The organism is Pseudomonas sp. EYE_354, assembly GCF_023148575.1.
In the GTDB taxonomy this organism is placed as follows: domain Bacteria; phylum Pseudomonadota; class Gammaproteobacteria; order Pseudomonadales; family Pseudomonadaceae; genus Aquipseudomonas.
The window spans coordinates 155,289-178,984 of sequence record NZ_JAHXNQ010000002.1 but is presented as its reverse complement, the minus strand read 5'-3'; the positions used below and the strand labels follow the sequence as shown (position 1 = coordinate 178,984).

21 protein-coding genes are annotated in these 23,696 nt (G+C 51.3%); 16 read left to right on the top strand and 5 right to left on the bottom strand.

The window, feature by feature from the left end:
• Window positions 1-28: 28 nt before the first annotated feature.
• The 8 genes from KZX66_RS03545 (at window position 29) to KZX66_RS03510 (ending at window position 9,345) form a co-directional block, all read left to right on the top strand.
• On the top strand, window positions 29-886 hold the full coding sequence (locus KZX66_RS03545; RefSeq protein WP_248076476.1) for an SDR family oxidoreductase: 858 nt from the start codon (window positions 29-31) through the stop codon (window positions 884-886).
• Window positions 887-909: 23 nt separating this feature from the next.
• The gene (locus KZX66_RS03540) at window positions 910-1,917 is read left to right on the top strand and encodes a polysaccharide biosynthesis protein (RefSeq protein ID WP_248076917.1); all 1,008 of its coding nucleotides are present in this window, start codon (window positions 910-912) and stop codon (window positions 1,915-1,917) included.
• Window positions 1,918-2,021: 104 nt separating this feature from the next.
• Window positions 2,022-2,864, top strand: a complete 843-nt coding sequence (locus KZX66_RS03535) for a glycosyltransferase family 2 protein (protein WP_248076474.1) — start codon at window positions 2,022-2,024, stop codon at window positions 2,862-2,864.
• Window positions 2,865-2,893: 29 nt separating this feature from the next.
• Window positions 2,894-3,901 carry an EpsG family protein gene (locus KZX66_RS03530; RefSeq protein WP_248076472.1) on the top strand — a complete coding sequence of 336 codons (1,008 nt, stop codon included), beginning with the start codon at window positions 2,894-2,896 and terminating at the stop codon, window positions 3,899-3,901.
• Between the two features lie 87 nt (window positions 3,902-3,988).
• Window positions 3,989-4,921, top strand: coding sequence for an NAD(P)-dependent oxidoreductase (locus KZX66_RS03525; protein ID WP_248076469.1), 933 nt, complete (start codon window positions 3,989-3,991; stop codon window positions 4,919-4,921).
• Window positions 4,922-4,992: 71 nt separating this feature from the next.
• Complete coding sequence (locus KZX66_RS03520; RefSeq protein ID WP_248076467.1) at window positions 4,993-6,150, top strand: glycosyltransferase family 4 protein; 1,158 nt, start codon at window positions 4,993-4,995, stop codon at window positions 6,148-6,150.
• Window positions 6,151-6,240: 90 nt separating this feature from the next.
• On the top strand, window positions 6,241-7,254 hold the full coding sequence (locus KZX66_RS03515; RefSeq protein ID WP_248076465.1) for a glycosyltransferase family 4 protein: 1,014 nt from the start codon (window positions 6,241-6,243) through the stop codon (window positions 7,252-7,254).
• 96 nt (window positions 7,255-7,350) lie between these two features.
• Window positions 7,351-9,345, top strand: a complete 1,995-nt coding sequence (locus tag KZX66_RS03510; RefSeq protein ID WP_248076464.1) for a nucleoside-diphosphate sugar epimerase/dehydratase — start codon at window positions 7,351-7,353, stop codon at window positions 9,343-9,345.
• A gap of 148 nt (window positions 9,346-9,493) precedes the next feature.
• Here KZX66_RS03510 and KZX66_RS03505 read toward each other — a convergent pair whose 3' ends face one another.
• Window positions 9,494-10,336: a methyltransferase domain-containing protein gene (locus KZX66_RS03505; protein ID WP_248076463.1), complete on the bottom strand. Its 843-nt coding sequence runs from the start codon at window positions 10,334-10,336 to the stop codon at window positions 9,494-9,496.
• A 354-nt stretch (window positions 10,337-10,690) separates the two neighbouring features.
• Entirely contained in the window at window positions 10,691-11,644 is a 954-nt protein-coding gene (locus KZX66_RS03500) for an NAD-dependent epimerase/dehydratase family protein (RefSeq protein WP_248076462.1), read from the bottom strand.
• A gap of 306 nt (window positions 11,645-11,950) precedes the next feature.
• Between KZX66_RS03500 and KZX66_RS03495 the strand changes: the two genes are divergently transcribed.
• On the top strand, window positions 11,951-12,283 hold the full coding sequence (locus tag KZX66_RS03495; protein ID WP_248076461.1) for a ComEA family DNA-binding protein: 333 nt from the start codon (window positions 11,951-11,953) through the stop codon (window positions 12,281-12,283).
• A 17-nt stretch (window positions 12,284-12,300) separates the two neighbouring features.
• On the opposite strand, the gene KZX66_RS03490 is transcribed toward KZX66_RS03495, so the two are convergent.
• On the bottom strand, window positions 12,301-12,879 hold the full coding sequence (locus KZX66_RS03490; protein WP_248076460.1) for a TetR/AcrR family transcriptional regulator: 579 nt from the start codon (window positions 12,877-12,879) through the stop codon (window positions 12,301-12,303).
• Window positions 12,880-13,001: 122 nt separating this feature from the next.
• Between KZX66_RS03490 and KZX66_RS03485 the strand changes: the two genes are divergently transcribed.
• Entirely contained in the window at window positions 13,002-13,646 is a 645-nt protein-coding gene (locus KZX66_RS03485) for a GntR family transcriptional regulator (RefSeq protein ID WP_248076458.1), read from the top strand.
• Window positions 13,647-13,661: 15 nt separating this feature from the next.
• Complete coding sequence (locus KZX66_RS03480) at window positions 13,662-14,510, top strand: DUF1989 domain-containing protein (protein ID WP_248076457.1); 849 nt, start codon at window positions 13,662-13,664, stop codon at window positions 14,508-14,510.
• Between the two features lie 8 nt (window positions 14,511-14,518).
• Here the strand turns inward: KZX66_RS03480 and KZX66_RS03475 are convergent, their stop codons facing one another.
• Complete coding sequence (locus KZX66_RS03475; protein WP_003172675.1) at window positions 14,519-14,686, bottom strand: DUF2897 family protein; 168 nt, start codon at window positions 14,684-14,686, stop codon at window positions 14,519-14,521.
• Between the two features lie 110 nt (window positions 14,687-14,796).
• Window positions 14,797-16,161 carry an ethanolamine permease gene (eat, locus tag KZX66_RS03470; RefSeq protein WP_248076454.1) on the bottom strand — a complete coding sequence of 455 codons (1,365 nt, stop codon included), beginning with the start codon at window positions 16,159-16,161 and terminating at the stop codon, window positions 14,797-14,799.
• Between the two features lie 334 nt (window positions 16,162-16,495).
• On the opposite strand from eat, the gene kdpF reads away from it, so the two are divergent.
• The 5 genes from kdpF to KZX66_RS03445 all read left to right on the top strand — a co-directional run bounded on the left by kdpF (window position 16,496) and on the right by KZX66_RS03445 (window position 23,696).
• Window positions 16,496-16,585: a K(+)-transporting ATPase subunit F gene (gene kdpF / locus KZX66_RS03465; RefSeq protein WP_003218754.1), complete on the top strand. Its 90-nt coding sequence runs from the start codon at window positions 16,496-16,498 to the stop codon at window positions 16,583-16,585.
• Between the two features lie 9 nt (window positions 16,586-16,594).
• Complete coding sequence (gene kdpA / locus KZX66_RS03460) at window positions 16,595-18,289, top strand: potassium-transporting ATPase subunit KdpA (protein WP_248076452.1); 1,695 nt, start codon at window positions 16,595-16,597, stop codon at window positions 18,287-18,289.
• A gap of 14 nt (window positions 18,290-18,303) precedes the next feature.
• Window positions 18,304-20,361: a potassium-transporting ATPase subunit KdpB gene (gene kdpB / locus KZX66_RS03455; RefSeq protein ID WP_248076450.1), complete on the top strand. Its 2,058-nt coding sequence runs from the start codon at window positions 18,304-18,306 to the stop codon at window positions 20,359-20,361.
• 75 nt (window positions 20,362-20,436) lie between these two features.
• Window positions 20,437-20,982: a potassium-transporting ATPase subunit KdpC gene (gene kdpC, locus KZX66_RS03450; RefSeq protein ID WP_248076447.1), complete on the top strand. Its 546-nt coding sequence runs from the start codon at window positions 20,437-20,439 to the stop codon at window positions 20,980-20,982.
• Window positions 20,983-21,044: 62 nt separating this feature from the next.
• Window positions 21,045-23,696, top strand: a complete 2,652-nt coding sequence (locus tag KZX66_RS03445; protein WP_248076443.1) for a sensor histidine kinase KdpD — start codon at window positions 21,045-21,047, stop codon at window positions 23,694-23,696.

Genomic DNA, 23,696 nt, shown 5'->3' with positions numbered 1-23,696 from the left:
TTGAGATTATCGCCGGAGGAATGAATATATGAGAGTTTTAGTCTTAGGTGTCACTGGAATGTTGGGGAGTTCCGTGTTCAATGAGTTGAGTCTTGATAAGCGCTACAATGTAAACGGCACGCTAAGAAATGCGGACGGGTTGAAGTATTTCGACGAAAAGCTTCACCCGAATCTGATCACAAATGTAGATGTGCTTGATATTGAGCAGTTGTTAAATGTATTTATAAAAATTAAGCCTGACGTAGTCATTAACTGTGTTGGCCTAATTAAGCAATTTGCCACGTCAAAAGATCCGCTTGTCGCTATTCCACTTAATGCTTTGCTACCGCATAGATTATTAAAGCTGTGCGAACTATGTGGTTCTCGTTTGGTACATATAAGCACTGATTGCGTGTTCTCCGGGCGGAGTGGCGGGTATATTGAAACTGACCAATCTGATGCTGAAGACCTTTACGGTAGATCCAAATTTATTGGAGAAGTCACTGATTCAAAAAATGCAATAACATTAAGAACTTCAATCATAGGTCACGAATTAAACTCTAAGAACTCTCTAGTTGATTGGTTTTTGTCGCAACAAGGGACCGTAAAAGGTTATTCCAATGCAGTCTTTTCGGGTTTACCTACCGTTGAATTAGCTGCGGTAATAAGAGATTACGTATTGCCTGATAACAGTGTGTATGGTCTTTACCATGTATCGAGTGATGCAATTGACAAATTAGCGTTGTTGCGTTTAATTGCTAAAAATTATCAGAAAGATGTCGTGCTGATCCCTGATGACTCGGTGAAAATTGACCGTTCTCTGGACTCTAGTAAATTTCGATCTATAATGGGCTATAATCCGCCGTCATGGGACGTATTGGTCTCAAAAATGAGAGCGACGATGTGAGTAAGTATAAGTTAGGTGTAGAAATGTTTGATGATAAAATCTTAATGATCACTGGTGGGACTGGCTCTTTTGGTAATACGGTCCTTAAAAGGTTTTTAGATACTAACGTTAAAGAAATTAGAGTCTTTAGTCGAGACGAAAAAAAGCAGGAAGATATGCGAATAGCATTATCTAATGACAAAGTTAAATTTTATTTGGGTGACGTTCGTGATTACTCAAGTTTAAAACATGCAATGATTGATGTTGATTATGTATTTCATGCGGCAGCGCTAAAACAGGTACCTTCTTGCGAATTTTTCCCTATGGAGGCTGTTAAAACTAACGTGATTGGAACGGAAAATGTTCTGAACGCTGCTATTGATAATAACGTGAAGCGTGTTGTGTTGCTCAGTACTGATAAAGCGGTATATCCAATTAACGCTATGGGTATATCAAAGGCGCTTGGTGAGAAAATATTAATTGCTAAATCCAGGAGTGTACGAGAGGGCGGGCCCATCTTCTGCGCGACTCGCTATGGTAATGTTATGGCTTCAAGAGGGTCGGTTATTCCTCTTTTCGTAGAGAAGATTAAGGCCGGTGTACCGTTAACAGTAACAGATCCTAAAATGACTCGTTTTTTGATGAGCTTAGAGGATTCTGTAGACCTCGTACTTCATGCATTTGAGCATGGTGAGCAAGGTGATATTTTTGTCCAAAAAGCCCCAGCGAGCACTATCGGAAATTTGACTATTGCTTTGCAAGAGCTCTTTTCCAGTAACGTTCCCGTAAAAATTATTGGTACACGCCATGGTGAAAAACTTTATGAGTCTTTAGTTTCCCGTGAGGAAATGGCCAAGGCAACAGATATGGGACGCTACTATCGTATTCCCGCAGATAATAGAGATTTGAATTACGATAAATTTATTGTCGAAGGGCATCCTGAAGCAAATATTATCGATGATTACACCTCCCATAATACCGAGCTTTTAGGTGTGGAAGGTATTAAGAGCTTGCTCATGACGCTGAATTACATACAAGATAGTTTAAAATGATCTCTTAGTTTGATAGCGTGGTTTTATTTTGAGCATTAACGTGTCCGGTAAATGTTGATCTTGGTTTTTTATGCTATTGAGGTTTATATGGTTGGGCGGTATTAATGAACGATAAGGCGCAAATGAGCTTGCCGACGTATGCTGATGTTAGCGTTGTGATCCCTTGCTATCGCTGTAAAGATACGATAAGGCGTGCTCTTGACTCTGTCTATTCCCAAACACTGCGACCATCTGAGATTATACTTGTTGAAGATGCAAGCGGTGATGGAACCTTGGAGTTTTTGGAATTGTTAGTTAAGGATTATCCTGGAGGTTGGTTGAGGGTAATTCCGCTCAGTTCGAATTGTGGTCCAGGTACTGCGAGAAATACTGGCTGGGATAAATCAAAAAATAGATACGTTGCATTTTTGGACTCAGATGATAGCTGGCATCCTCAAAAGCTTGAAATACAATATGGATGGATGGAGCGCAATCCTGATTTTTCGCTCACGGGGCAAATTGGTATTGTGGTTGATGGGATTTCAAATGACGCTTTGAAAAGTTACAAAGTCGATGATTATTTATTTGATAAGGTCTCCAAAACTAGATTGCTCCTATCTAATAAGTTTTCTACTCCTTCTGTGTTGTTAAAGCGTGACATAGCAATCAGATTTTCTGCTGGCAAGCGTTTTTGTGAGGATTACGAACTCTGGTGTAGGTTAATATGTGCAGGATATATTTGTGCTACTGTAAACATTCCCTTAACCTTTTGTTATAAGCCATTGTATGGTCATGCTGGACTCAGCGGTGATCTCTGGGGAATGGAAAAAGGTGAACTTGATGTTTATAATGTTTTGCGAAAGTATGGGTATATAGGTCTAACTAAGTCCTTAATTTTGAAAGGGTGGTCGTTAATTCGTTATTGGCGACGTGCATTAATGTATAAATATCTCTCTCAACGCACATGATATATTTGGCCGGCTGGGTCTTTATTTTTTTGGCATTTATCCTGACTTCAATCTCAGGATATAGAACTTCAATTTTTTTATACGTGGTGGTTTTCGTTTTTCTTCTAATGTCTTTTTTCCGAGGCCTTGTAGGTACAGACACATATGCCTATGAAATAATAGTTGGACACCTGTCTGGTGGTCCTGTATGGACTGGCATGGAGCCTGGATTTGTTTTAATTAGCTGGTTACTCCTAGAAATTACGGGTGATGCTTCAGTCACGGTGAGAATACTTGGACTTTTGGTTTTTTGCGCTTTGTTTATTTACATATATAGGTCAAATAAACTGGAGAAGTTTTTATTAGTTTCTTATATTTTGCCTGCTTTTATATATCAATATAGTATGAATGGTTTAAGAGTGGGTATAGCTGCGATGATGATTTTACTCGCTACCCAAGAATTAAGACAAGATAGAGCAGTACGTGGAGTGGGGCTGGCAACTGCATCTTTGTTTTTTCATTATTCCACCTTGGTTTCTATGGTCTTATTATGGGCTTCTAAAATTAGGTGGGCTAGAACCCAAAATATATTGATCGTTCCCTTAGCAGTATTATTGGCCCTATGTTTTTTTATTTTTAATGAGAGTTATTTTTACGGTAAAATTAATTCGTATCAAGGCTTTGAGTCTCCCAGTTCATTTTCGGGGTTGGGAAAAATACTGACGCTTTTAGTGCTGGTTTCTGGTGTCTTCATGTCAAACTTAGCGCGAGCTGATAAAGCAAAGCTTTTACTGCTGGGGCTCGGATCTACGTTAATATTTTGGTTTGTTTCGACAATATCTTACGCAGGGCTTCGTTTTTTAGATCTTTTATCATTTGCCTACCCACTTTGTATACTTGTAGTTTATAACAGTCGTAAATTAGAGTTTGGAAGGTTTATGAAAATCACGCTTGTCGTGGCTGGCCTACTTGCTGCACTGATGAGTTACAGGAATTTTATAAACGAAGAGGGCCAGGGCCCTTCGCCTTTTTTACCTTACCACTTAAAAAAGTTTTAAGATATATGGTTGCTACTCAACCTAGATTTGCCGTTTATCCTCTTTACTTGATATGAGATTTATATAATAGCTATATATTGGAGAGTTATGAGAATTTTGGTCTTGGGTGCTAACGGTTTTATAGGTTCAGCTTTTATTGAGCTACTGCGCACGCTAAACGTGGAAGTTCGAGCGTTGGTGCGCAGGAATCTAAATGCCGACCATGATTTTATAGAGTTAAGAGTTGGGGATTTAACTGATAAAAACTTAAACTTTGAAAAACTATTAGAAGGCTGTGACGTAATTGTCAACTGTGCTGGCGAAGTCAAGAATCCTTCGCTTATGCAGGCGCTACATGTCAAGGCGACGACAGATCTACTCAAAGCAGCTAATAATTTGTGTATTGCGGGTAACTTAATTCACTGGGTTCAATTAAGTAGTGTTGGTGCATATGGTAGTTCGAAAGAGGAAAGAGTAGTCACCGAGGCCACACCAACCAATCCAGTTGGCGACTACGAGGTTACTAAAACGTTAGCCGATACAATTATCATGAATAATAAGACAGCTGGATTTTCTTATACGATTTTAAGGCCTTCTAATGTGTTTGGCCGAAACATGACTAATAACTCTTTGCGCCAACTTGGCAATATGGTTAAAAAAAAGGTGTTTTTTTTTATTGGATATTCGCCCGCCATTGCTACTTATGTACATGTTGATGATGTTGCGACAGCGCTTTATTTGTGTGCAACTAAGGCGCATGCAAAAGGACATGTCTTCAATATATCTAATGATTGTACGTTAAAAGAGTTTATTGCCGGTATGGCCAATGCCTTAGATGTGCCAGTTCCAAAAATAATTGTACCTGAATACTTAGCGAGATGTGTTTTAGGCTTAGCCAGTATGATATTGCCGATTCCTATTACGCAAAACCGAATAGACGCGTTGGTGCGACGTACGACGTACCCAAGCGATAAGATGCATAGGGTGTTGGGTTTCTCTCCAGAAAAATCTGTCCCTAAAACTATTTGTGAGATATTTTAGTAAATGTGAATCCAAAAATAGGCCTGTATGTTTTGAGTTTACTTAGTGATGGGTTATATATAGAGATGAAGATGCTCAAGGATTTACGAGTCGCTCGCGTGTCGACAGTACCTTTTTTCGTTGTCACTCAACTAAAATCGCAAATTAATACTCTTTGCTCTAATGGTGTTAGCGTTACAATCATTACAAGTGATGAGGAATTTCCGGGGCAACTGAGACAGTTTAACGGCGCAAATTTTATTTCGGTCAATATGGCTAGGCAGATAAATATAGTTCAAGATCTTTCGAGCCTGTTTAAATTATACAAGGTCTTCAAGTCGGAAAAGTTTGACATTGTACATTCTACAACTCCCAAAGCGGGGCTTTTATGCTCCATAGCTGCTCGACTCGCAGGTGTCCCTGTAAGGCTTCATACATTTACCGGACAGCCTTGGGTAACAATGTCAGGAGTAAAAAAAGAGATACTCAAGTTGTGTGATAAAATTATTGCGAAGTTAAATACCCATTGCTACGCAGATAGTTTAACGCAAAGAGACTTTTTGGTTGGAAGTAAAGTTGTAAAAAAGGAAAATATTTCTGTGCTTGGCTTAGGCTCGCTATCGGGTGTTGACCTCGCAAGATTTGATAAGAGAAAGTATTCTCCGCTAGTTATTTCTCAATTGAAAAATGACTTGGGTATTCCCGAAAATGGGAAAGTAATTCTATTTGTTGGAAGAGTTACCCCCGAGAAGGGTATACGGGAGTTAATTGATGCCTTCGTATCTGTGTCGGCAACTGACGATTTGATTCATCTATTGTTGGTGGGGCCGACTGAAGATAATGGTAGTGATATGTTCAGCTCTATAGAAAATAGTCCTATTTGGAAAAAGGTCCATAATGTCGGTTTTTCAGATGAGCCTGAAAAGTTCATGGCGGCGGCCGATATTCTTTGCTTGCCCAGCTATCGTGAAGGATTTGGTACCGTCGTAATTGAGGCCGCAGCAATGGGTATCCCGACAGTCGGTACGTCGATTTATGGATTGTCTGATGCTGTAGTTGATGGGGTGACGGGACGCTTAGTGCCTTCGATGGACTCAGTGGCTTTAGGAAGGGTCTTGCGTGAGGTGCTTGGTAATTCAGCTTTGATGAGGGATATGGGCGAAAAAGCTTCTGCTAGAGCTATTCATGAATTTGACTCAATAAAGTTGTCTAACTTAATGATGGATGAATACAGGAAATTTTCTGGTTGAAAATAATTTCAATTATTGGTTTAGTGTTGATGATTTGTTCGTTAGTTAGATAGTCTTTGAGAAAAATTTGTTTTCGTGGAAGAGTAAAAAATGAACTATTGGATTTGTTTTTTGATAATGGTGGCATCATGGCTATTAACCATTTTTTTTCGTAATTATGCATTGTCAAAAGATATCCTAGATATTCCTAATGAACGTAGTTCTCATATTCTTCCTACACCTCGCGGCGGCGGAGTGGCTATAGTGATTACGTTCATTATAGCGCTTATATTTTTTTATTTTTTGGATAATATTGTTCTTGATTATTTTATAGGGCTGCTTGTGTCTAGTGTGTTGGTGGCCAGCGTCGGATTTATAGACGATAAAGTTAACCTATCTGCTCGTTGGAGGCTAATTGGACATTTTGTTGCAGCGATATGGGCGCTGTTTTGGATTGATGGACTACCAATAATTGATTTTTTTGGATTTGAAATTGAATTGGGGATTGTAGGTAGTTTGTTAGCTGTTTTTTATCTAGTATGGATGTTGAATCTTTATAATTTCATGGATGGTATCGATGGAATAGCTAGCCTTGAGGCTATCTGTGTCTGTCTTGGTATGTGTATTGTCTATCAGTTAACTGGCGCCCAGGAGCTTATGCTATTGCCGTTATCTCTCGCTATGGCTGTGGTAGGTTTTCTGTTTTTGAATTTCCCCCCAGCTAAGATATTCATGGGCGATGCGGGAAGCGGGTTTCTAGGATTTGTCCTTGGGCTATTTTCCCTTCATGCGGCTTGGTACTCGCCGAAATTTTTCTGGTGCTGGCTAATTTTATTGGCCGTATTTATCACGGACGCCACAATAACTCTCATTCGTCGATTTTTCCGAGGTCTGAAGGTGCATGAAGCGCATCGAAGCCATGCCTACCAATTCGCATCTAGGCGTTTAGGCTCCCACCTGGCTGTCAGCTTAGCGGTATGCGCTATAAATATCCTTTGGCTACTCCCTATATCCATATTTGTGGCGCTGGATCTTGTGGAAGGAACAACAGGATTAGCGTTAGCCTACATCCCGCTGGTTTTACTGACCATAAATTTTGATGCAGGTAAGGATGAAGCGCGCTAGTATTGTTTGTGTTATTAAGGTTATGTGAATTTGAAATTCGTCGAAAATCTATTTGCGTATTTGACTATTTAGACATTGGAAGCGCTTGAGGGAGATATGGATAGGATCAGAGGTTTTTTGCTAGGCCTTCCACGTCGGCAGAAAAGATTAGTTCAGGTTGGCACTGATATCGCGCTGACGTGGTGTGCTTTATGGGCAGCATTTATCGTGCGTTTAGGTATTGAGGAAATGGCCGATCCCATATTTCAACATGCCTGGCTTTTCCTTAGCGCTCCGATCGTAGCGATTCCTCTATTTATGAAGTTTGGTCTGTATAGAGCAGTTATGCGTTATTTTGGTAATGATGCATTGATAGCTATTATAAAGGCTGTGAGCCTGTCTTCATTAATACTAGGGTTTATTCTTTATTGGTATAGTAATCATCAGAGCGTGGTGCCTCGTTCTATAATATTTAACTACTGGTGGCTTAGCTTGGTTTTAATTGGTGGACTGCGCCTTGCTATGCGCCAATTTTTTCTGGGTGACTGGTTTACGGCCGGTCAACAGATACCGTTTACTGGTCGCGAAAGCTCACTGCCACGAGTTGCTATCTACGGTGCAGGGGCCGCGGGAAACCAACTAGTCGCTGCATTACGTGTTGGGCGAGTAATGCGTCCGGTTGCGTTTATTGACGACGACGCTAGTATCTCTGACCGGGTAATTTCAGGGCTTCAAGTTTATAAACCTAAACATATTCAGCGCATGATTGATGTAACAGGTGCACAAGAGATACTATTGGCTATTCCTTCTTCTAACCGAGGTCGACGTCGTGAGGTTCTCAGTTTCTTAGAAGGATTTCCTCTTCATGTGAGAAGTGTTCCTGGATTTATGGACTTGGCCAGCGGTCGAGTTAAGGTTGATGACATTCAAGAAGTGGATATTGCTGACTTATTAGGACGTGATTCTGTTCCAGCCCAAAGTGAATTACTTGAACGCTGTGTTGCTGATCGCACAGTACTAGTAACAGGGGCGGGAGGATCCATCGGTTCGGAGCTTTGCCGACAGATACTCACGCTACGCCCTACGACATTGTTACTATTCGAACATAGTGAGTTTAATTTATATAGCATTCTTTCAGAGCTCGAGCAGAGGATTTCACGTGAGTCGTTGTCCGTGAAAGTATTACCTATTCTAGGTTCAGTTCGAAACGAAAAAAAGTTACTGAGTGTCATGAAAACCTGGAAAGTGGAAACTGTATATCATGCCGCCGCATATAAGCATGTCCCAATGGTTGAGCATAATATTTCAGAGGGCGTTCTTAATAACGTCTTTGGTACGCTAAATGCCGCGCAGGCGGCCATTCAGTCTGGTGTTGCTAATTTCGTTTTGATTTCAACAGATAAGGCAGTACGGCCAACTAATGTGATGGGCGGTACGAAGCGCATTGCTGAGTTGGTCTTGCAAGCGCTCAGTAATGAACAAGCCCCAGTATTATTTGATGACAAGTCTAGTGTCTCTCGGGTTAATAAAACACGCTTCACCATGGTCCGTTTCGGAAATGTATTAGGTTCTTCCGGCTCGGTAATTCCCTTATTTCATAAGCAAATAAAAAATGGTGGTCCTCTAACGGTGACTCACCCAAAGATAACCCGATACTTCATGACAATCCCTGAGGCTGCGCAACTTGTTATTCAAGCAGGTTCTATGGGGTTGGGCGGGGATGTATTTGTATTGGATATGGGGGAACCTGTTCGAATTGTTGCTTTAGCAGAAAAGATGATTCATCTCTCCGGTCTGAGTGTTCGGTCTGAAAAAAATCCACAAGGAGATATATCGATTAATTTTACTGGCTTACGTCCAGGGGAGAAGTTGTACGAGGAATTGCTGATCGGCGACAATGTTTCAACCACTCTGCATCCAATGATCATGCGCGCAAATGAGGATGCTATAAAATGGGATCAATTAAAGGTTAAGTTGTCTTCACTGCTTGAAGCCATAAATCTTGATGACTATGATTGCATTCGTCAATTACTTCGCGATACGGTAAGCGGTTACTCTCCCGAAGGTGAAATTGTTGACTTGTTCCATCAACAACGATTACTTGAACCTTAATGCGAGGAGATTATCGTATGCGACGTAATATTAGTACGGGGCAATCCCAGTTCAATAAAAACCCATGACGTAACATCGTTTTTACAGGCCGGTTAATACCGGCCTTTATGTATTTGTTTTTATGTTGTGAATGGTTTAGCATTTAGTTTTATTTGCGGCATTCAATATACAGAGAAAGTTCTGGGCAGGTTGAATCAAATAATGCTTTGTTTCTTAGAATAGGGGAGTGTGATTGTAAGTATCTCGATTCATAAATTTTCGAAAATTTAGATTTTCTTAGCATTTCAGTTATTTTATCTGCGTCGAACCAGTTTATATGATCGCCGTAGTGATCTTTTTGAATGTCTTTAGGTACTCTTTCAATTATCGAGTTAAAAGCCTCCCTCTTAGGTAGGTTGAGAAAAATCTCTCTAATTTCTTTATTTGTAATTCTTTGCTCACTCTTTATTGGATGAGTTTCAGTTAGTGCTGTCGCAAAGTGGTCTAAAAAGCATTGTTCAATGCTTGTGTTATAGACTCCGTAGGCGTTTGGCCACTTCCAAAAAAGTGCATCCCCACGGAGGTACGCATCGTATTCAAGACCCATGTCAGGACAGGTTATTCTAAAAAAGCCTCCAGGCTGTAAGCATCTGTATACTTCGCTGAATAAAAATTCAACATCATCGTCGTTTAAATGTTCAATGACGTGCGACGTGTAAGCTACCTTTAGTGAGTTATCTTCCAATGGTATAGCATTACGTGAAGTTAGATCGTGTTGAATATTTAAATTGTCTTTTTGGTCATTCTTGTAATATTCATTGGGATTGTCCAAATTATGCCAATAAGGATGGAAGAAGGATCCTGCACCTATGTTTAAATATCTTGGTGTTTTTGGTCGATGAGTTTCTTCATACGCGGAAGTATTCGTGCCTCGATCAATCTTATTTATCTCCAATCCCAAAGGTGATAGGACCTGGTTTATTAAGATTTTTCCCGTTTTTAGCAGGCTCATAACTTTTTATCTCAAAGTAGTGGTTTTATAAGGCTTAATATCTTGTTTGCAGATTATAATTTTTGATATTTGCGTTAGGTGTGGCCTGAAAAATACAGGGCGTACAGCTAGTTATAGTTAAAGATAATCATAACGTCGGTTTGTCTTTTTATCAACAGTTAGCTGTAGGTTTGTTGAAACTGTACCTCATAGGAATTTCGTTTTTTTGTGCGTGTTTTGGATTTTTTGCCTTAACTAGCTTTTATCCGTTTTTTATTAGCGGGCGTTTTGTTTTTGTTTCTAACCGAATTTATAGGTGTATGTGATTTGAACGGTTAATAATTTTCCGCTGCTGGATAAGTACTTCGAAATTTTTTATGGCGCTCTCATGAACTTTTTGCCAGCGTCAATAATTGCTAGTTCTGGCGAAGTTGATGGTGTCCACCCTAGCAGGCTCTTACATTTGGATGAGTCAATTTCTAGGGATTCGCACAGCTGTGTGTAAGTTCTCTGTTTACCCAATAGTATGGCTAACGCTTTTAAAAAGAAGAGTGGTATAGGTAACAGTAGCGCTTTCCGTCCCATGCCTTCGGCTAAGAGTTCAGCAATTTGTCTAGTGGAAAAGTTTTGCCCATCAGATATCAAAAATATTTGGTTGCTGGCATTTTTGTGCTCAATGCAAAGGCAAATGAAGTCCACAAGGTTTTCAAGTGCGATCATGCTTCTAGCGTTGTGGACTTTACCCAGCGGTAATGGTAGACCAGACCTGACGAGCTTTAGTAGTCTTCGGAAGTTGCCCGGTGCGTGCGCCGCATACACTAACGGTGGACGTATAATCACAACTTCCATTTGGCTATTGTCAGCGATCTGTAATAACCCAGTTTCAGCTTCCCTTTTCGAAATGGCATAATCGGTTTGAGGATTGAGCTTAGAGGTATCTGAGAAAGGCTCTTTATATGTGTGAGCTCCATTTACACCTATTGAGCTGATAAAAATGAAACGTTTAACTCCTAGCGCCGCTGCTTGTTTTGCTAAATTAAGAGTAGCCTCGGTGTTGGTTTCTCTGAAAAGCTCAAGTGCGTTATCTTCATGTTTCAATACGTGAGCGCGTCCAGCGGTATGAATGACACATTCAACATCATTCATCACTTCATTCCATGATGTGCTAGAGCTAAAATTTCCGACATTGAAAACTTGGCAAGATCTTTCTATGTCTGATTTTGATGAGCGTGTTGCGATTATTGTCGAATACTTTTTTTGTTTGAGTAATTGGTTTAGTAACGCTGAGCCAACGAAACCAGTAGCTCCCGTAAGAAGTATTTTTTTCATTTCTAAAACTCATTTTTATAAAAGGCTTAACAAGAATTTTACATTGTTCGAGAATTATCTGATTTTGGTATTGCTTGGACATAATGGTATACATTTTGTTCTTGACTATAACAAGGTTTTTTCCAAAGCATAATGGTGTTCTATTTCTGTCCCTGAGGGATAAACGCTACGAATTTTAAGGTAAGTCGCTGTCATATTCACACATTGTAACGTAGGTTTTTTTGACGGAGCCCCATTTTCATCTAACTTTGAAAAGCAGCTTCGGAAAAGCTGCTTTTCCCTCAACGATGTCATGGAGCGTCACCGATGCAAAACACCTACCTCACCTCCCTAGTCTTCGCCTTCCTCACCAGCTTCTCCCTCGCCACCACCGCGGCCCCGTCCGTCAAAACCGATGCGCCGGCGCCCATCACTGCGCAGATGCCCACGGCCGAGCAATCCGCCAAGGTCAATCTCAACGCAGCTGACGCCGAGACCCTGCGTCGCGACTTGTTCGGTATCGGGGCGGCGAAGGCTAAGGCGATCGTCGCCTACCGCGAAAGTAACGGTCCGTTTACTGCGGTGGATGAATTACTGGAGGTGAAGGGGATCGGCAAGGCGCTGCTGGAGAAGAATCGCGATAGGCTGTCAATCAACTAAACAAAGGGGAGGGCCGGTCATTGATCGGCCTTTTCATTCTCCGGCACCTGGTTTTTCAAGCTTTCTCGTACCACGGCCATGATCCGCTTCGCTAATGCAGAATCCTCGACGCTCCTGGCCAGCACCAATGCTCCGACCAGGGTCGACATCATCACCAGGCTTTCTGCATCGCCACGTCCTTCCCCTAAAGCTGTTTCAATCTGCTTGAGCCTGGCGCCGAGCACTTCGTCTGTTGTCTTACTCGGTTGGCCTCTCAGGCCCAGTTCCGAGGACATGGTGGGCAGTGGGCAGCCTTGATCCGGCGAGGTCAGGTGCCATTCCGACAGGTAGCTGTCGATGAACGCGTGCAGCGGGTGTTCCTGGCTGAACAGCGTCTCGCAGTGGGCATCCAGCTCCGTCGCAGCGGCTTGCAGCGCCTTTTCTACCAGTTCGTCCTTGGACTTGAAGTGTGCGTAAAACCCGCCATGCGTGAGGTCCAGTGCTTTCATCAATGGCTGCAGGCCGGTGGCGCCGATGCCGTCGCGGCGAAAGCGTATTGAGGCTTCCTTGATGATGCGTTGGTGGGTCTGGGCTTTGTGGTCTTGGGAATAACGCATAGGAAGGCCTCGGTTACAGGCTCATATCTTAACCAACTTGGACTTTTTTACACGCGCATTGGCATTGGCATGGAACGTGATTACGTCTACATAACAGATTGTTCAACAATCCAGAGGTGGTCATGACGTCCGGTCTGTCTTTAGCCGACCAAATTGCGCTGGAACTGCGCGCCGACATCATCGGCGGGCGGCTGTTGCCGGGGATGCCGTTGGTGGAGGCGGATCTGGTCAGGGTCTACAACGCGTCGCGCAATACCATACGCGAGGCGCTGCATCGGCTCGGGCAGGAAGGCCTGACGCGTTACGTGCGTAACAAGGGCGTGATGGTCCGGCGACTGGAACGCGCGCAGGTGCGTGACTTGTTTGTGGTCCGTCGCACTCTGGAGTTGCAGGCCATCGCCCACAGCCCTGCGCTCACCGACGAGCAAGCCGAGCGCATGCAAAATGCTATCGACGCCACCACCCTGGCCCGTGAGCGTGAGGATTGGCGCGCGGTGGCCACCCACAGTCTGGTGTTCCATCAACACATTGTCGGGTTGATGCGCAGCCCGTTGTTCGATGAGTTTTTTGCTCAAGTCATCGCCCAGTTGCGGCTGGTGTTTTGCGCCGCGCCCGATGAGCAGCGCTTTCAGTCGCCCTGGCTGGAGCGTGATCGCGAGATTTACCACTTGCTGCTTCAACAGAACAAACCGGCGGCAGGGGAGGCGATGAGCCTGTACCTGGACGATTCGGAACGTCTGTCGCTGGCCCTGTTTCTCCACCCCTGATCGAGGATCTGCACCATGTACAAAGACTATCCGGCCGCTTATCAGGTCAGCAAAGGTTCGGCGTTGCAGGTCGACGCGGCGTTTTACGAGCGCATTCGTGACCGAACGGATCAACGCCGCCTGATCGAACAATTCGAGGTGCCGATTCGCACGGGCAGGGCGTGGAAGGTGCCGGCCGGGCATGTGTTTCGTGTGACCACGCCAGTGGGGCCGCAGGTGGGTGACTTCAATGTGTGGAACGCCAATGACCCGCGCGAACGTCTTTGGGCTGCGCGTACCCGGCAGTTGCAGGGCGCGCATGTGAGCACCCATGACCGCTTGTGGTCGAACCTGCCCTTTCTGCGGCCGTTGGTGACGATCACCGATGACAGCCTGGCCGGTTACGGCATCGATGAGCACGGCGGTCGCCTGCACGATCTGCTCGGCACCCGCTGCGACCCCTATGTGAACCGCATGCTCACCGGAGAGGATTTCCATCACCATTGCCACTCCAACCTGACCCGCGCGGTGCTACCCCACGGTCTGACGGAATTCGACGTGCATGACGTGCTGAATATTTTCCAGTGCACGGGCCTCAATCACGACGACATGTATTTCATGAAAGCCTGCCCGGCGCAGAAGGGCGACTATCTGGAGTTCTTTGCCGAGATTGATTTGCTGTGTGCGTTGTCGACCTGCCCGGGCGGTGACTTGTCGCTGCCCATGTGGGGGCCGGACGCACAGGATCCGCTGACGGTGTGCCGTCCGCTGGGAGTTGAGATTTATAAGCTTGAGGATGAACTGCTGAACGGCTGGAGCCAGCCTGAACGTGCTGCCTACAACGGGCAGCACGGTTTGCATATTGCCAAGACTGCTTGGGAGTAAACCAAGGTTCAGCGATCCTGCGCGTCCTTGGCATCCGCCTGGGCGTTGCGCTCGGCCACGCGTTTGCGTTGTTCGTCGGTGAGTTCCACCTTGTTGGCGCTGTCACGCAGCATCATCAGCCCACCGACGATCGACCCGATCGCAACCACCATAATCAACCACGCATACCACGGCATAAGGCTCTCCTTGAGGCAGCTTGCCGTGGGAGAATTTTCCCACGGTAATAACTGCTTTGAGTTACGGGCTTTCTGAGTAGTTCAGTGTAGGCCCGTTCTGCCTCGAAACCTTAGAGCCCGGTCAACATTGCGTCCACCGGTGCATCGGCACGGTCCTGCGCGGTCAGTTGGAAATAGATAAAACCCACCGCCATAAAGCCCAGGAAGATCAGGCCGATCAGCGTGTTGAACCAGGCCATAGCCACCAGGCACACCACCGCCAGTACCAGCGCAATGCCGGGCACGATTGGGTAACCCGGTGCGCGGAAGGTGCGTTCCAGCAGCGGTTCGGTCTTACGCAGTTTGAACAGGCTGAGCATGCTCATGATGTACATCACGATGGCGCCGAAGACGGCCATGGTGATCATCGCCGCGGTCAGGGTCATGCCGCCCAGGTTGATCAGGCCGTCGCTGTAGATCGCTGCGATACCGACGACACCGCCGGCGATGATCGCCCGGTGCGGTGTCTGAAAACGCGACAGCTTGGCGAGGAAGGGCGGCAGGTAACCGGCGCGAGCCAGGGCAAAGAACTGGCGAGAGTAGCCGAGGATAATCCCGTGGAAGCTTGCCACCAGACCGAACAGGCCGATCCACACCAGCATGTGCAGCCAGCCGGAGCTGTCGCCGACCACGGTTTTCATCGCCTGTGGCAGCGGGTCGTTGATGTTCGACAGGGTGCGCCAGTCACCCACGCCGCCGGCGAAGAACATCACGCCCATGGCCAGGATCACCAGGGTCAGGATGCCGCTGATGTAGGCCTTTGGAATGGTGCGCTTGGGATCTTTCGCTTCTTCAGCGGCCATGGCCGCGCCTTCGATGGCGAGGAAGAACCAGATGGCGAACGGAATGGCCGCAAACATGCCGGCAATCGCCGGTGCGCCAAAGGTGTCGGAGCCGGCCCAGCCATTGAGGGCGAAGTTGCTGAAGCTGAAGGCCGGGGCGACCACGCCCATGAACACCAGCAACTCGGCGACGGCGAGCACGCACACCACCAGTTCGAATGTGGCGGCGAGTTTCACACCGAGGATATTCAGGCCCATAAACACGATATAGGCGCCGACGGCCGCATGTTTGGGGTCCAGTGCCGGAAACTGCACATTCAGATACGCGCCGATGGCCAAGGCGATGGCCGGTGGCGCAAAGACAAATTCGATCAGTGTGGCGAGGCCGGCGATCAAGCCGCCTTTCTCACCGAAGGCGCGGCGGCTGTAGGCAAATGGCCCGCCGGCATGGGGAATCGCGGTAGTCAGCTCGGTGAAACTGAAGATAAAGCAGGTGTACATTGCGGCGACCATCAACGAGGTCACCAGAAAGCCCAAGGTCCCGGCGACGCCCCAGCCATAGCTCCAGCCGAAGTATTCCCCGGAAATCACCAGCCCGACGGCGATCCCCCATAAATGCAGGGTGCCCAAGGTGGGTTTGAGTTGTGTGTTCATCGTGCTGCGCTCCCTGAACGGTTTGGAATGATTCAAGGTGTTGCAGCGGGCATGCCAGCCTGAGAATCATTGTCGTAAAGCGGCGCAACTGTCGCCTGGGGAACGGTTTGGCGTTTGAATCTTTCCAGCCTCGCACCAGTTGGGTGCAGTGGTGTTGCAACTGCCGTCATCGCGGGCAAGCCCCATCCAGTAAAAATCCCCCTGTAAACCGCGCATAAAGCCACTCTTTACGCCGTCTTTACGCCCCGCCCACGCCCTCGCTCTCGTTCCTTTACGCCACTCCTGCGGACAATTGCCCCACACGCGGCACTCGCCGCTAAACGGAGAGACTTCCATGAGCGTTCTGGACGGGGTGTCACTGCTATTGGCCGTGGCGCTGTTCATTTATCTGCTGGTTGCGCTGTTACGCGCGGATCGGAACTAGGAGCAGGCTATGCACAGTTATGACTATTGGCTGATCATCGCCTTCTTTGCCTTGGTACTGGTGCCGGCGCCGTTCCTGGGGCGGTTCTACTACAAGGTGATGGAAGGCCAGCGCACGTGGCTCAGCCCGGTGCTGGGGCCTGTCGAGAGGGCCTGCTATCGCCTGTCGGGCGTGGACGCGCAGCAGGAGCAGAGCTGGCAGAAATACATGCTGGCCTTGCTCGCGTTCAACCTGGCGGGTTTCTTATTGTTGTTCTCGATCCTGCTGTTCCAGGACTATCTGCCGCTGAACCCGCAGAAATTGCCGGGCATGGAATGGACACTGGCCTTCAACACCGCGGTCAGTTTCGTCACCAACACCAACTGGCAGTCCTACAGCGGTGAGGCGTCTCTGAGCTACCTCAGCCAGATGGCCGGCCTGACCGTGCAGAACTTCGTCAGCGCGGCCACCGGTCTTGCAGTCCTGGTCGCGTTGTGCCGTGGGATCGGTCGCAAATCGGCGCAGACCTTGGGTAACTTCTGGGTCGATATGACCCGCGCCACGCTCTACGGGCTGTTGCCGTTGTGCCTGGTGTTTGCGCTGTTCCTGGTGTGGCAGGGCGTCCCGCAGACCTTCGCCCACTACGTGGATGCGGTGACCCTGCAAGGCGTGGATCAGGTGATCCCCCTCGGCCCCGCCGCCAGTCAGATCGCGATCAAGCAATTGGGCACCAACGGCGGCGGCTTCTTCGGGGTCAACTCGGCGCATCCGTTTGAAGACCCGACTGCGTGGGCCAACCTGTTCGAAGTGGCCTCGATCATCCTGATCCCGGTGGCGCTGGTGTTTACCTTTGGCCATTACGTCAAAGACCTGCGTCAGAGCCGCGCGATTCTTGGCTGCATGCTGGCGCTGTTCCTGATCGGCGGCGCGACGTCGCTGTGGTCCGAGTACCAGCCCAACCCAACCCTGAACAACCCGGCCGTGGAGCAGACCGCGCCGCTGGAAGGTAAGGAAGCGCGCTTCGGCACCACGGGTACGGTGCTCTGGTCGGTGACCACCACGGCGGCGTCCAACGGTTCGGTCAACGGCATGCAAGACAGCCTCAGCCCGCTCAGCGGAATGGTGGCGCTGGTCAACATGATGGTCGGCGAAGTGATCTTCGGCGGCGTCGGCGCCGGTATGTACGGCATGTTGCTCAACGTGTTGATCGCGGTGTTCCTCGCCGGCCTGATGATCGGTCGCACCCCGGAATACCTCGGCAAGAAGCTACAGGCCAAGGAAGTGCAACTGCTTGTCGTGACCTTGTTGGTGATGCCGGTTGGCGTGCTCGTGCTCGGTGCCATTGCTGCCAGCCTGCCAGGCCCAGCCGGTGCCATCAGCAACCCCGGCCCGCACGGTTTCAGTCAGTTGCTCTACGCCTACACCTCGGCGAGCGCCAACAACGGCTCGGCGTTTGGCGGTTTCAGCGCTAACACCGCGTTCCACAACCTGATGCTGGGCCTGGGCATGTTGATCGGCCGCTTCGGTTACATCCTCCCGGTACTGGCCCTGGCCGGCAGCCTGGCGATGAAAAAGAGCGCACCGATTGGCCAGAACAGCTTCCCCACCCACGGCCCGCTGTTCGTGACCCTGTTGACCGTGACCATTTTGCTGGTAGGGGGCCTGACTTTCCTGCCGACGCTGGCGCTGGGTCCTATCGCCGAACACTTGAGCATGGGCTTCTGAGAAGGGATATGAACATGAATATGCCTGCAAAAAACGCGGCCCCGGTCAAACCCCAGGAGCCTGCCAAAACCGCCATCTCTGCTCTGTGGCGCCCGGCGCTGGTCCAGGCGTTCGTCAAGCTTGACCCGCGCCAGCTGAAGCGCTCGCCGGTGATGCTGGTGGTCGAATTGACTGCGATCCTCACCACGGTGCTGTGCTTCGTGCCTGACACCACCGTGCCGACTTTCGTTGCCGTGCAGATCGCCGTGTGGCTGTGGTTCACCGTGCTGTTTGCCAACTTCGCCGAAGCCTTGGCCGAAGGGCGCGGCAAGGCGCGCGCCGACAGCCTCAAGGCCGGTAGCGAAGGCCTCAGCGCACGCCGCCAGGAGGCCGACGGAAGCTTCAAGGTCGTGCCCGCCACCAGCCTGCGCAAAGGCGATGTGGTGCGCGTTGCCGCCGGGGAGATGATCCCCGGTGACGGCGAGGTGATCGAAGGCATCGCGGCGGTGAACGAAGCGGCGATCACTGGCGAATCCGCTCCGGTGATCCGCGAGTCCGGCGGCGACCGCTCGGCAGTCACCGGTAACACGCGGCTGGTCTCGGACTGGCTGCTGATCCGCATCACCGCCAACCCCGGTGAGTCGACCCTGGACCGCATGATCGCGTTGGTCGAAGGCGCCAAACGCCAGAAAACCCCCAACGAAGTGGCGCTGGATATCCTGCTGATCGGCCTGACGCTGATCTTCCTGTTGGTGGTGGTGACCCTGCAGCCGTTCGCCCACTTCGCCAATGGCAGTTTGCCGCTGGTGTTTCTGGTCGCACTGCTGGTGACGCTGATTCCTACCACCATCGGCGGCTTGTTGTCGGCCATCGGCATCGCCGGTATGGACCGCCTGGTGCGCCTCAATGTGATCGCCAAATCCGGCCGCGCCGTGGAAGCTGCCGGCGACGTGCATGTGTTGCTGTTGGACAAGACCGGCACTATCACCTTTGGTAACCGTCGCTGTGCGGCGGTGGTGGCGGCGCCTGGCGTCAGCGCTCGCGAAGTGGCCGAAGGCGCGCTCTTTGCGTCCCTGGCGGACGACACAGCGGAAGGTAAATCCATCGTCGAGTACCTGCGCGCCTTGCATCCCCAGGCTGAGCCATCCGTCGATGAACTGACGGCCGTGCCGTTCAGCGCTGAAACCCGGTTGTCCGGTGTCGATTACCAGGGCCGTGTGTTCCGTAAAGGCGCGGTGGATTCGCTGCTGGCATTTATCGGGCAGCAGCGCAGTGAGCTGCAACCGGCGCTGTCGCGGGAAATCGACAAGATCGCCCAAAGCGGCGGCACGCCGTTGCTGGTCTGCGCCGATGGCAAACTGCTCGGTGCGATCCACCTGAAGGACGTGGTCAAGCCCGGCATCCGCGAACGTTTCGCCGAGTTGCGCAAACTGGGCATCCGCACCGTGATGGTGACCGGCGACAACCCCTTGACCGCCGCCGCGATTGCCGCAGAAGCAGGCGTGGATGACGTACTGGCCGAAGCCACGCCAGAGAAAAAACTCGCGCGTATTCGCCATGAGCAGAACGACGGTCGCCTGGTCGCCATGTGCGGTGACGGCGCCAACGACGCGCCGGCGTTGGCCCAGGCCGATGTGGGCATGGCGATGAACGATGGCACCCAGGCCGCCCGCGAAGCCGCCAACATGGTCGACCTCGACAGCGATCCCACCAAACTCTTGGATGTGGTGCAGATCGGCAAGGAGTTGCTGGTGACCCGTGGCGCGCTGACCACGTTTTCCATCGCTAACGACGTGGCCAAATACTTCGCGATCCTGCCGGCGCTGTTTGCCGCGATCTACCCGCAGTTGGGCGTGCTCAACGTGATGCATCTGCAGAGCCCGCAAAGCGCGATCCTCTCGGCCATCGTGTTCAACGCGCTGATCATCGTGGTGCTGATTCCCCTGGCGTTGCGTGGCGTACGGGTGCAGGCGGCGAGTGCGGCGGCGTTGCTGCGGCGCAACCTGCTGATCTACGGCCTGGGCGGGCTGCTGGTGCCGTTCGTGGGCATCAAGGCTATCGACATGCTGTTGACCGCGTTGCACCTGGTGTAACCCGAACGGTGCTTATGTGGTGAGGGAGCACACTCGCTCGCCACAGGGTTTCTCGACTCAATTGAGGATTTGAATATGTCCAACATCATCCGCCCGGCCCTGAGCCTGCTGGTGCTCATGACCCTGATCACCGGCGTGGCGTACCCGTTGGTGGTGACCGGCGTCGCTCAAGTCGCCTTCCCGGACCAGGCCAACGGCAGCCTGGTGCGCGATGCCAGTGGCAAGGTGCGCGGCTCCAGCCTGATCGCCCAGGATTTCACCGGTGACAGCTGGTTCCACCCGCGTCCTTCGGCCGGCGCTTTTGCGACGGTTTCCAGCAGCGCCAGTAACCTCGGCCCGAGCAACCCGGCGCTGGCCACTCGGGTGTTCGACGACGCCGGCAAGCAACTGGTGCCCAGCCAGGGACCGGTGCCGTTGGCGTCACTGACTACCTCCGGCAGCGGTCTTGATCCACACTTGCCACCCGAGGCGATTGCCTATCAACTGGCGCGGGTGGCGGCGGCGCGAAATGTACCGGTGTCGACCTTGCAACAGTTGCTGGATGCACACATCGAAAGCCCGCTGGTAGGGCCGCCGGTGGTGAATGTCCTGGCGCTGAACATGGCGTTGGAAAAGCTGTAACGCTTGATACTGATATCGCGGCCAGATCGAAACACCCTAACCACCTGAAGGAACTCCCACGCATGAGCGATTCCGGCCGCGCCGATGCCTTGTTAGCCGACTTACCCCGCAACGGCCGTGGCCGGCTCAAGGTTTTCCTGGGCGCAGCGCCAGGGGTGGGCAAAACCTACGCCATGCTCCAGGCGGCTCACACCCAACTGCGCCAGGGTGTGAAGTTGATCGCCGGGGTGGTCGAAACCCACGGCCGCGCCGAGACCGAAGCCCTGCTCAGCGGCCTGCCGCAACAACCGTTATTGCGCAGCGAATACCGTGGCGTGATGCTCGAAGAAATGGACCTCGATGGCTTGCTCGCCGCCAAGCCCAAGCTGGTGCTGGTGGACGAACTGGCCCACAGCAACGCCCCCGGCAGCCGCCATGAAAAACGCTGGCAAGACATTCAGGAACTGCTTGCCGCCGGCATCAACGTCTTCACCACGGTCAACGTCCAGCACCTGGAAAGCCTCAATGATCAAGTGCGCGGTATCACCGGGGTGCAGGTGCGCGAAACCCTGCCCGACTGGGTGCTGCAAGAGGCCGACGAACTGCTGCTGATCGACCTGCCATCCCGCGAACTGTTGGAGCGTTTGCGCGACGGCAAGGTGTATGTACCGGAGCAGGCCCGCGCGGCCATCGACGCGTTCTTCACCCAGACCAACCTGATGGCCCTGCGCGAGCTGGCCATGCAGACGGCTGCCGCCCACGTCGACGATGACCTGGCCCAGGGCTATCGCCAGCTCGGCCAGGCGGCCCCGGCGGTGCGAGGTCGGTTGCTGGTGGGGGTGGATGGCGACGCGCAGGCCGAACGGCTGGTGCGCCATGCCAGCCGCGTGGCGCAGCGTCGCCATCTGCCTTGGAGCCTGGTGCACATCGACAATGGCCGCGCGCGGGATGAGCAGTCGCGCCTGCGCTTGCAAAACGCTCAGCAGCTGGCCGAACGACTGGGCGGCGAAGTGGTGCTACTGCGGGCGGGGGAGGTGGCCAAGACCCTGATCCAGCACGCCGCCGAACGTCGCGCCAGCCTGGTGCTGGTGGGGCAGTCGCGCATGCGTTGGCGTCGTCGCCTGTTTGGTGGCGGCCTGGCCGCGCGGCTGTTGCGCCAGGCGCGCGGCCTGGAAATCAACGTGCTCGACAGCGACGACATCCCGGCAACGCCACGCATGCCGCAGGTACGTGGGCTGGTGTGGTTCGATTACCTGCTCGCGGTACTGGCGACGGTGGTTGCGGCCGCCGTGGCCTGGGGGGTTTCCAGTGCGCTGCCGCTGCCGAATATCTCGCTGGTGTTTCTGGCCGCCGTGTTGCTGGTGGCGGTACGCAGCAGTTTGGGACCGGCCCTGGCGTGTGCGGCGTTGTCATTTCTGACGTACGACTTCCTGTTTATTCCGCCGAATTTTTCTTTCTCCATCCAGCGCGAAGAAGATGTGCTGACCCTGCTGTTCTTTCTGTTGATGGCAGCGCTCACCGGCAACCTTGCCGCCCGCCAGCGCCGACAATTGCAAGCCCTGCGCGATACCCAGGAAGAAACCAGCGAACTGCTCGACCTGTCACGCAAACTCACCGCCGCCACCGACCGCCAAGCTGTTGTCAGTGCGGCCGCCCATCATCTGGAAGGCTGGAACGACCTGGACCTGTGCCTGATCAATCGCGATGGTCAGGGCGGTTGGACTATCGAAACCGGCGGGCCGCTGACCCTCAACGAGGCCGAACGCGCCGCCGCCGACTGGGCGTGGCAGCATGACCAACCCGCCGGGATGGGCACCGGCACCTTGCCGTTTGGACGCTGGTGGTGGTGGCCGCTGTCGGGTGAAGAAGGCCCGTTGGGCTTGCTCGGTGTCAGCGCCAAACCGGGCCTGGAGTTGAGCGGCCAACGCCGGCGGCTACTCACCGCGTTGAGCCAACCGCTGGCCCAGGCCCTGGCCCGTGCGCAGCTGGCGCAGGAGCTGGAATCCGCGCGTCTGCACGGCGAAACCGAGCAACTGCGCAGCGCCTTGCTCGCCTCGGTGTCCCACGATTTGCGCACGCCGTTGACCTCCATGCGCGGCAGCATCGACAGCCTGCTGGCGCTGGGTGAGGCCATTCCCCTGGAGGACCGTCGCGAGTTGCTTGAAGGCACACGCGATGAAGCCGAACGCCTCGACCGTTATATCCAGAACTTGTTGGACATGACGCGCCTGGGCCACGGCGCCCTGAAGCTGGCGCGTGACTGGGTGTCCCCCGGCGATATCGTCGGCAGCGCCCTTGGCCGCCTGCGCGCGGTGCTGGCGCCGTTGCAGGTGAGCACCGATGTGCCGCCTGAGCTGCCGTTGCTGTATGTGCATGCGGCGTTGATCGAGCAGGCGCTGGTGAATGTGCTGGAAAACGCCGCGCGCTTTTCGCCGCCCCAGGGTCGCTTGCAACTGAGCGCCGGGGTGTCGGATAACCAACTGTTTTTTGCCGTGGCCGATGAGGGGCCAGGGATTCCCGAAGACGAGCGCGCGAAGATTTTCGATATGTTCTACACCGCTGCGCGCGGTGATCGAGGCGGGCAGGGCACGGGGCTGGGCCTGGCGATTTGCCAGGGCATGGTCGGGGCGCACGGCGGGCATATCGCCGTGGCTGAAGGCATTGACGGGCGTGGCACCTGTATCACCTTGTTCCTGCCGTTGCCGACACAACCTGGCCTGGAGCGTGAGTCGTGA

Bases quoted from the DNA above. Each gene is read 5' to 3' on its own strand.
- KZX66_RS03490 (WP_248076460.1), bottom strand. From the start codon at position 12,879: ATGCGTTATTCCCAAGACCACAAAGCCCAGACCCACCAACGCATCATC.
- KZX66_RS03445 (WP_248076443.1), top strand. From the start codon at position 21,045: ATGAGCGATTCCGGCCGCGCCGATGCCTTGTTAGCCGACTTACCCCGC.
- KZX66_RS03505 (WP_248076463.1), bottom strand. From the start codon at position 10,336: ATGAGCCTGCTAAAAACGGGAAAAATCTTAATAAACCAGGTCCTATCA.
- KZX66_RS03520 (WP_248076467.1), top strand. From the start codon at position 4,993: ATGCTCAAGGATTTACGAGTCGCTCGCGTGTCGACAGTACCTTTTTTC.
- KZX66_RS03485 (WP_248076458.1), top strand. From the start codon at position 13,002: ATGACGTCCGGTCTGTCTTTAGCCGACCAAATTGCGCTGGAACTGCGC.
- kdpC (WP_248076447.1), top strand. From the start codon at position 20,437: ATGTCCAACATCATCCGCCCGGCCCTGAGCCTGCTGGTGCTCATGACC.
- KZX66_RS03480 (WP_248076457.1), top strand. From the start codon at position 13,662: ATGTACAAAGACTATCCGGCCGCTTATCAGGTCAGCAAAGGTTCGGCG.
- kdpA (WP_248076452.1), top strand. From the start codon at position 16,595: ATGCACAGTTATGACTATTGGCTGATCATCGCCTTCTTTGCCTTGGTA.
- KZX66_RS03525 (WP_248076469.1), top strand. From the start codon at position 3,989: ATGAGAATTTTGGTCTTGGGTGCTAACGGTTTTATAGGTTCAGCTTTT.
- KZX66_RS03535 (WP_248076474.1), top strand. From the start codon at position 2,022: ATGAACGATAAGGCGCAAATGAGCTTGCCGACGTATGCTGATGTTAGC.
- eat (WP_248076454.1), bottom strand. From the start codon at position 16,161: ATGAACACACAACTCAAACCCACCTTGGGCACCCTGCATTTATGGGGG.
- KZX66_RS03540 (WP_248076917.1), top strand. From the start codon at position 910: ATGTTTGATGATAAAATCTTAATGATCACTGGTGGGACTGGCTCTTTT.
- KZX66_RS03515 (WP_248076465.1), top strand. From the start codon at position 6,241: ATGAACTATTGGATTTGTTTTTTGATAATGGTGGCATCATGGCTATTA.
- KZX66_RS03475 (WP_003172675.1), bottom strand. From the start codon at position 14,686: ATGCCGTGGTATGCGTGGTTGATTATGGTGGTTGCGATCGGGTCGATC.
- KZX66_RS03545 (WP_248076476.1), top strand. From the start codon at position 29: ATGAGAGTTTTAGTCTTAGGTGTCACTGGAATGTTGGGGAGTTCCGTG.
- KZX66_RS03500 (WP_248076462.1), bottom strand. From the start codon at position 11,644: ATGAAAAAAATACTTCTTACGGGAGCTACTGGTTTCGTTGGCTCAGCG.
- KZX66_RS03510 (WP_248076464.1), top strand. From the start codon at position 7,351: ATGGATAGGATCAGAGGTTTTTTGCTAGGCCTTCCACGTCGGCAGAAA.
- KZX66_RS03495 (WP_248076461.1), top strand. From the start codon at position 11,951: ATGCAAAACACCTACCTCACCTCCCTAGTCTTCGCCTTCCTCACCAGC.
- kdpB (WP_248076450.1), top strand. From the start codon at position 18,304: ATGAATATGCCTGCAAAAAACGCGGCCCCGGTCAAACCCCAGGAGCCT.
- kdpF (WP_003218754.1), top strand. From the start codon at position 16,496: ATGAGCGTTCTGGACGGGGTGTCACTGCTATTGGCCGTGGCGCTGTTC.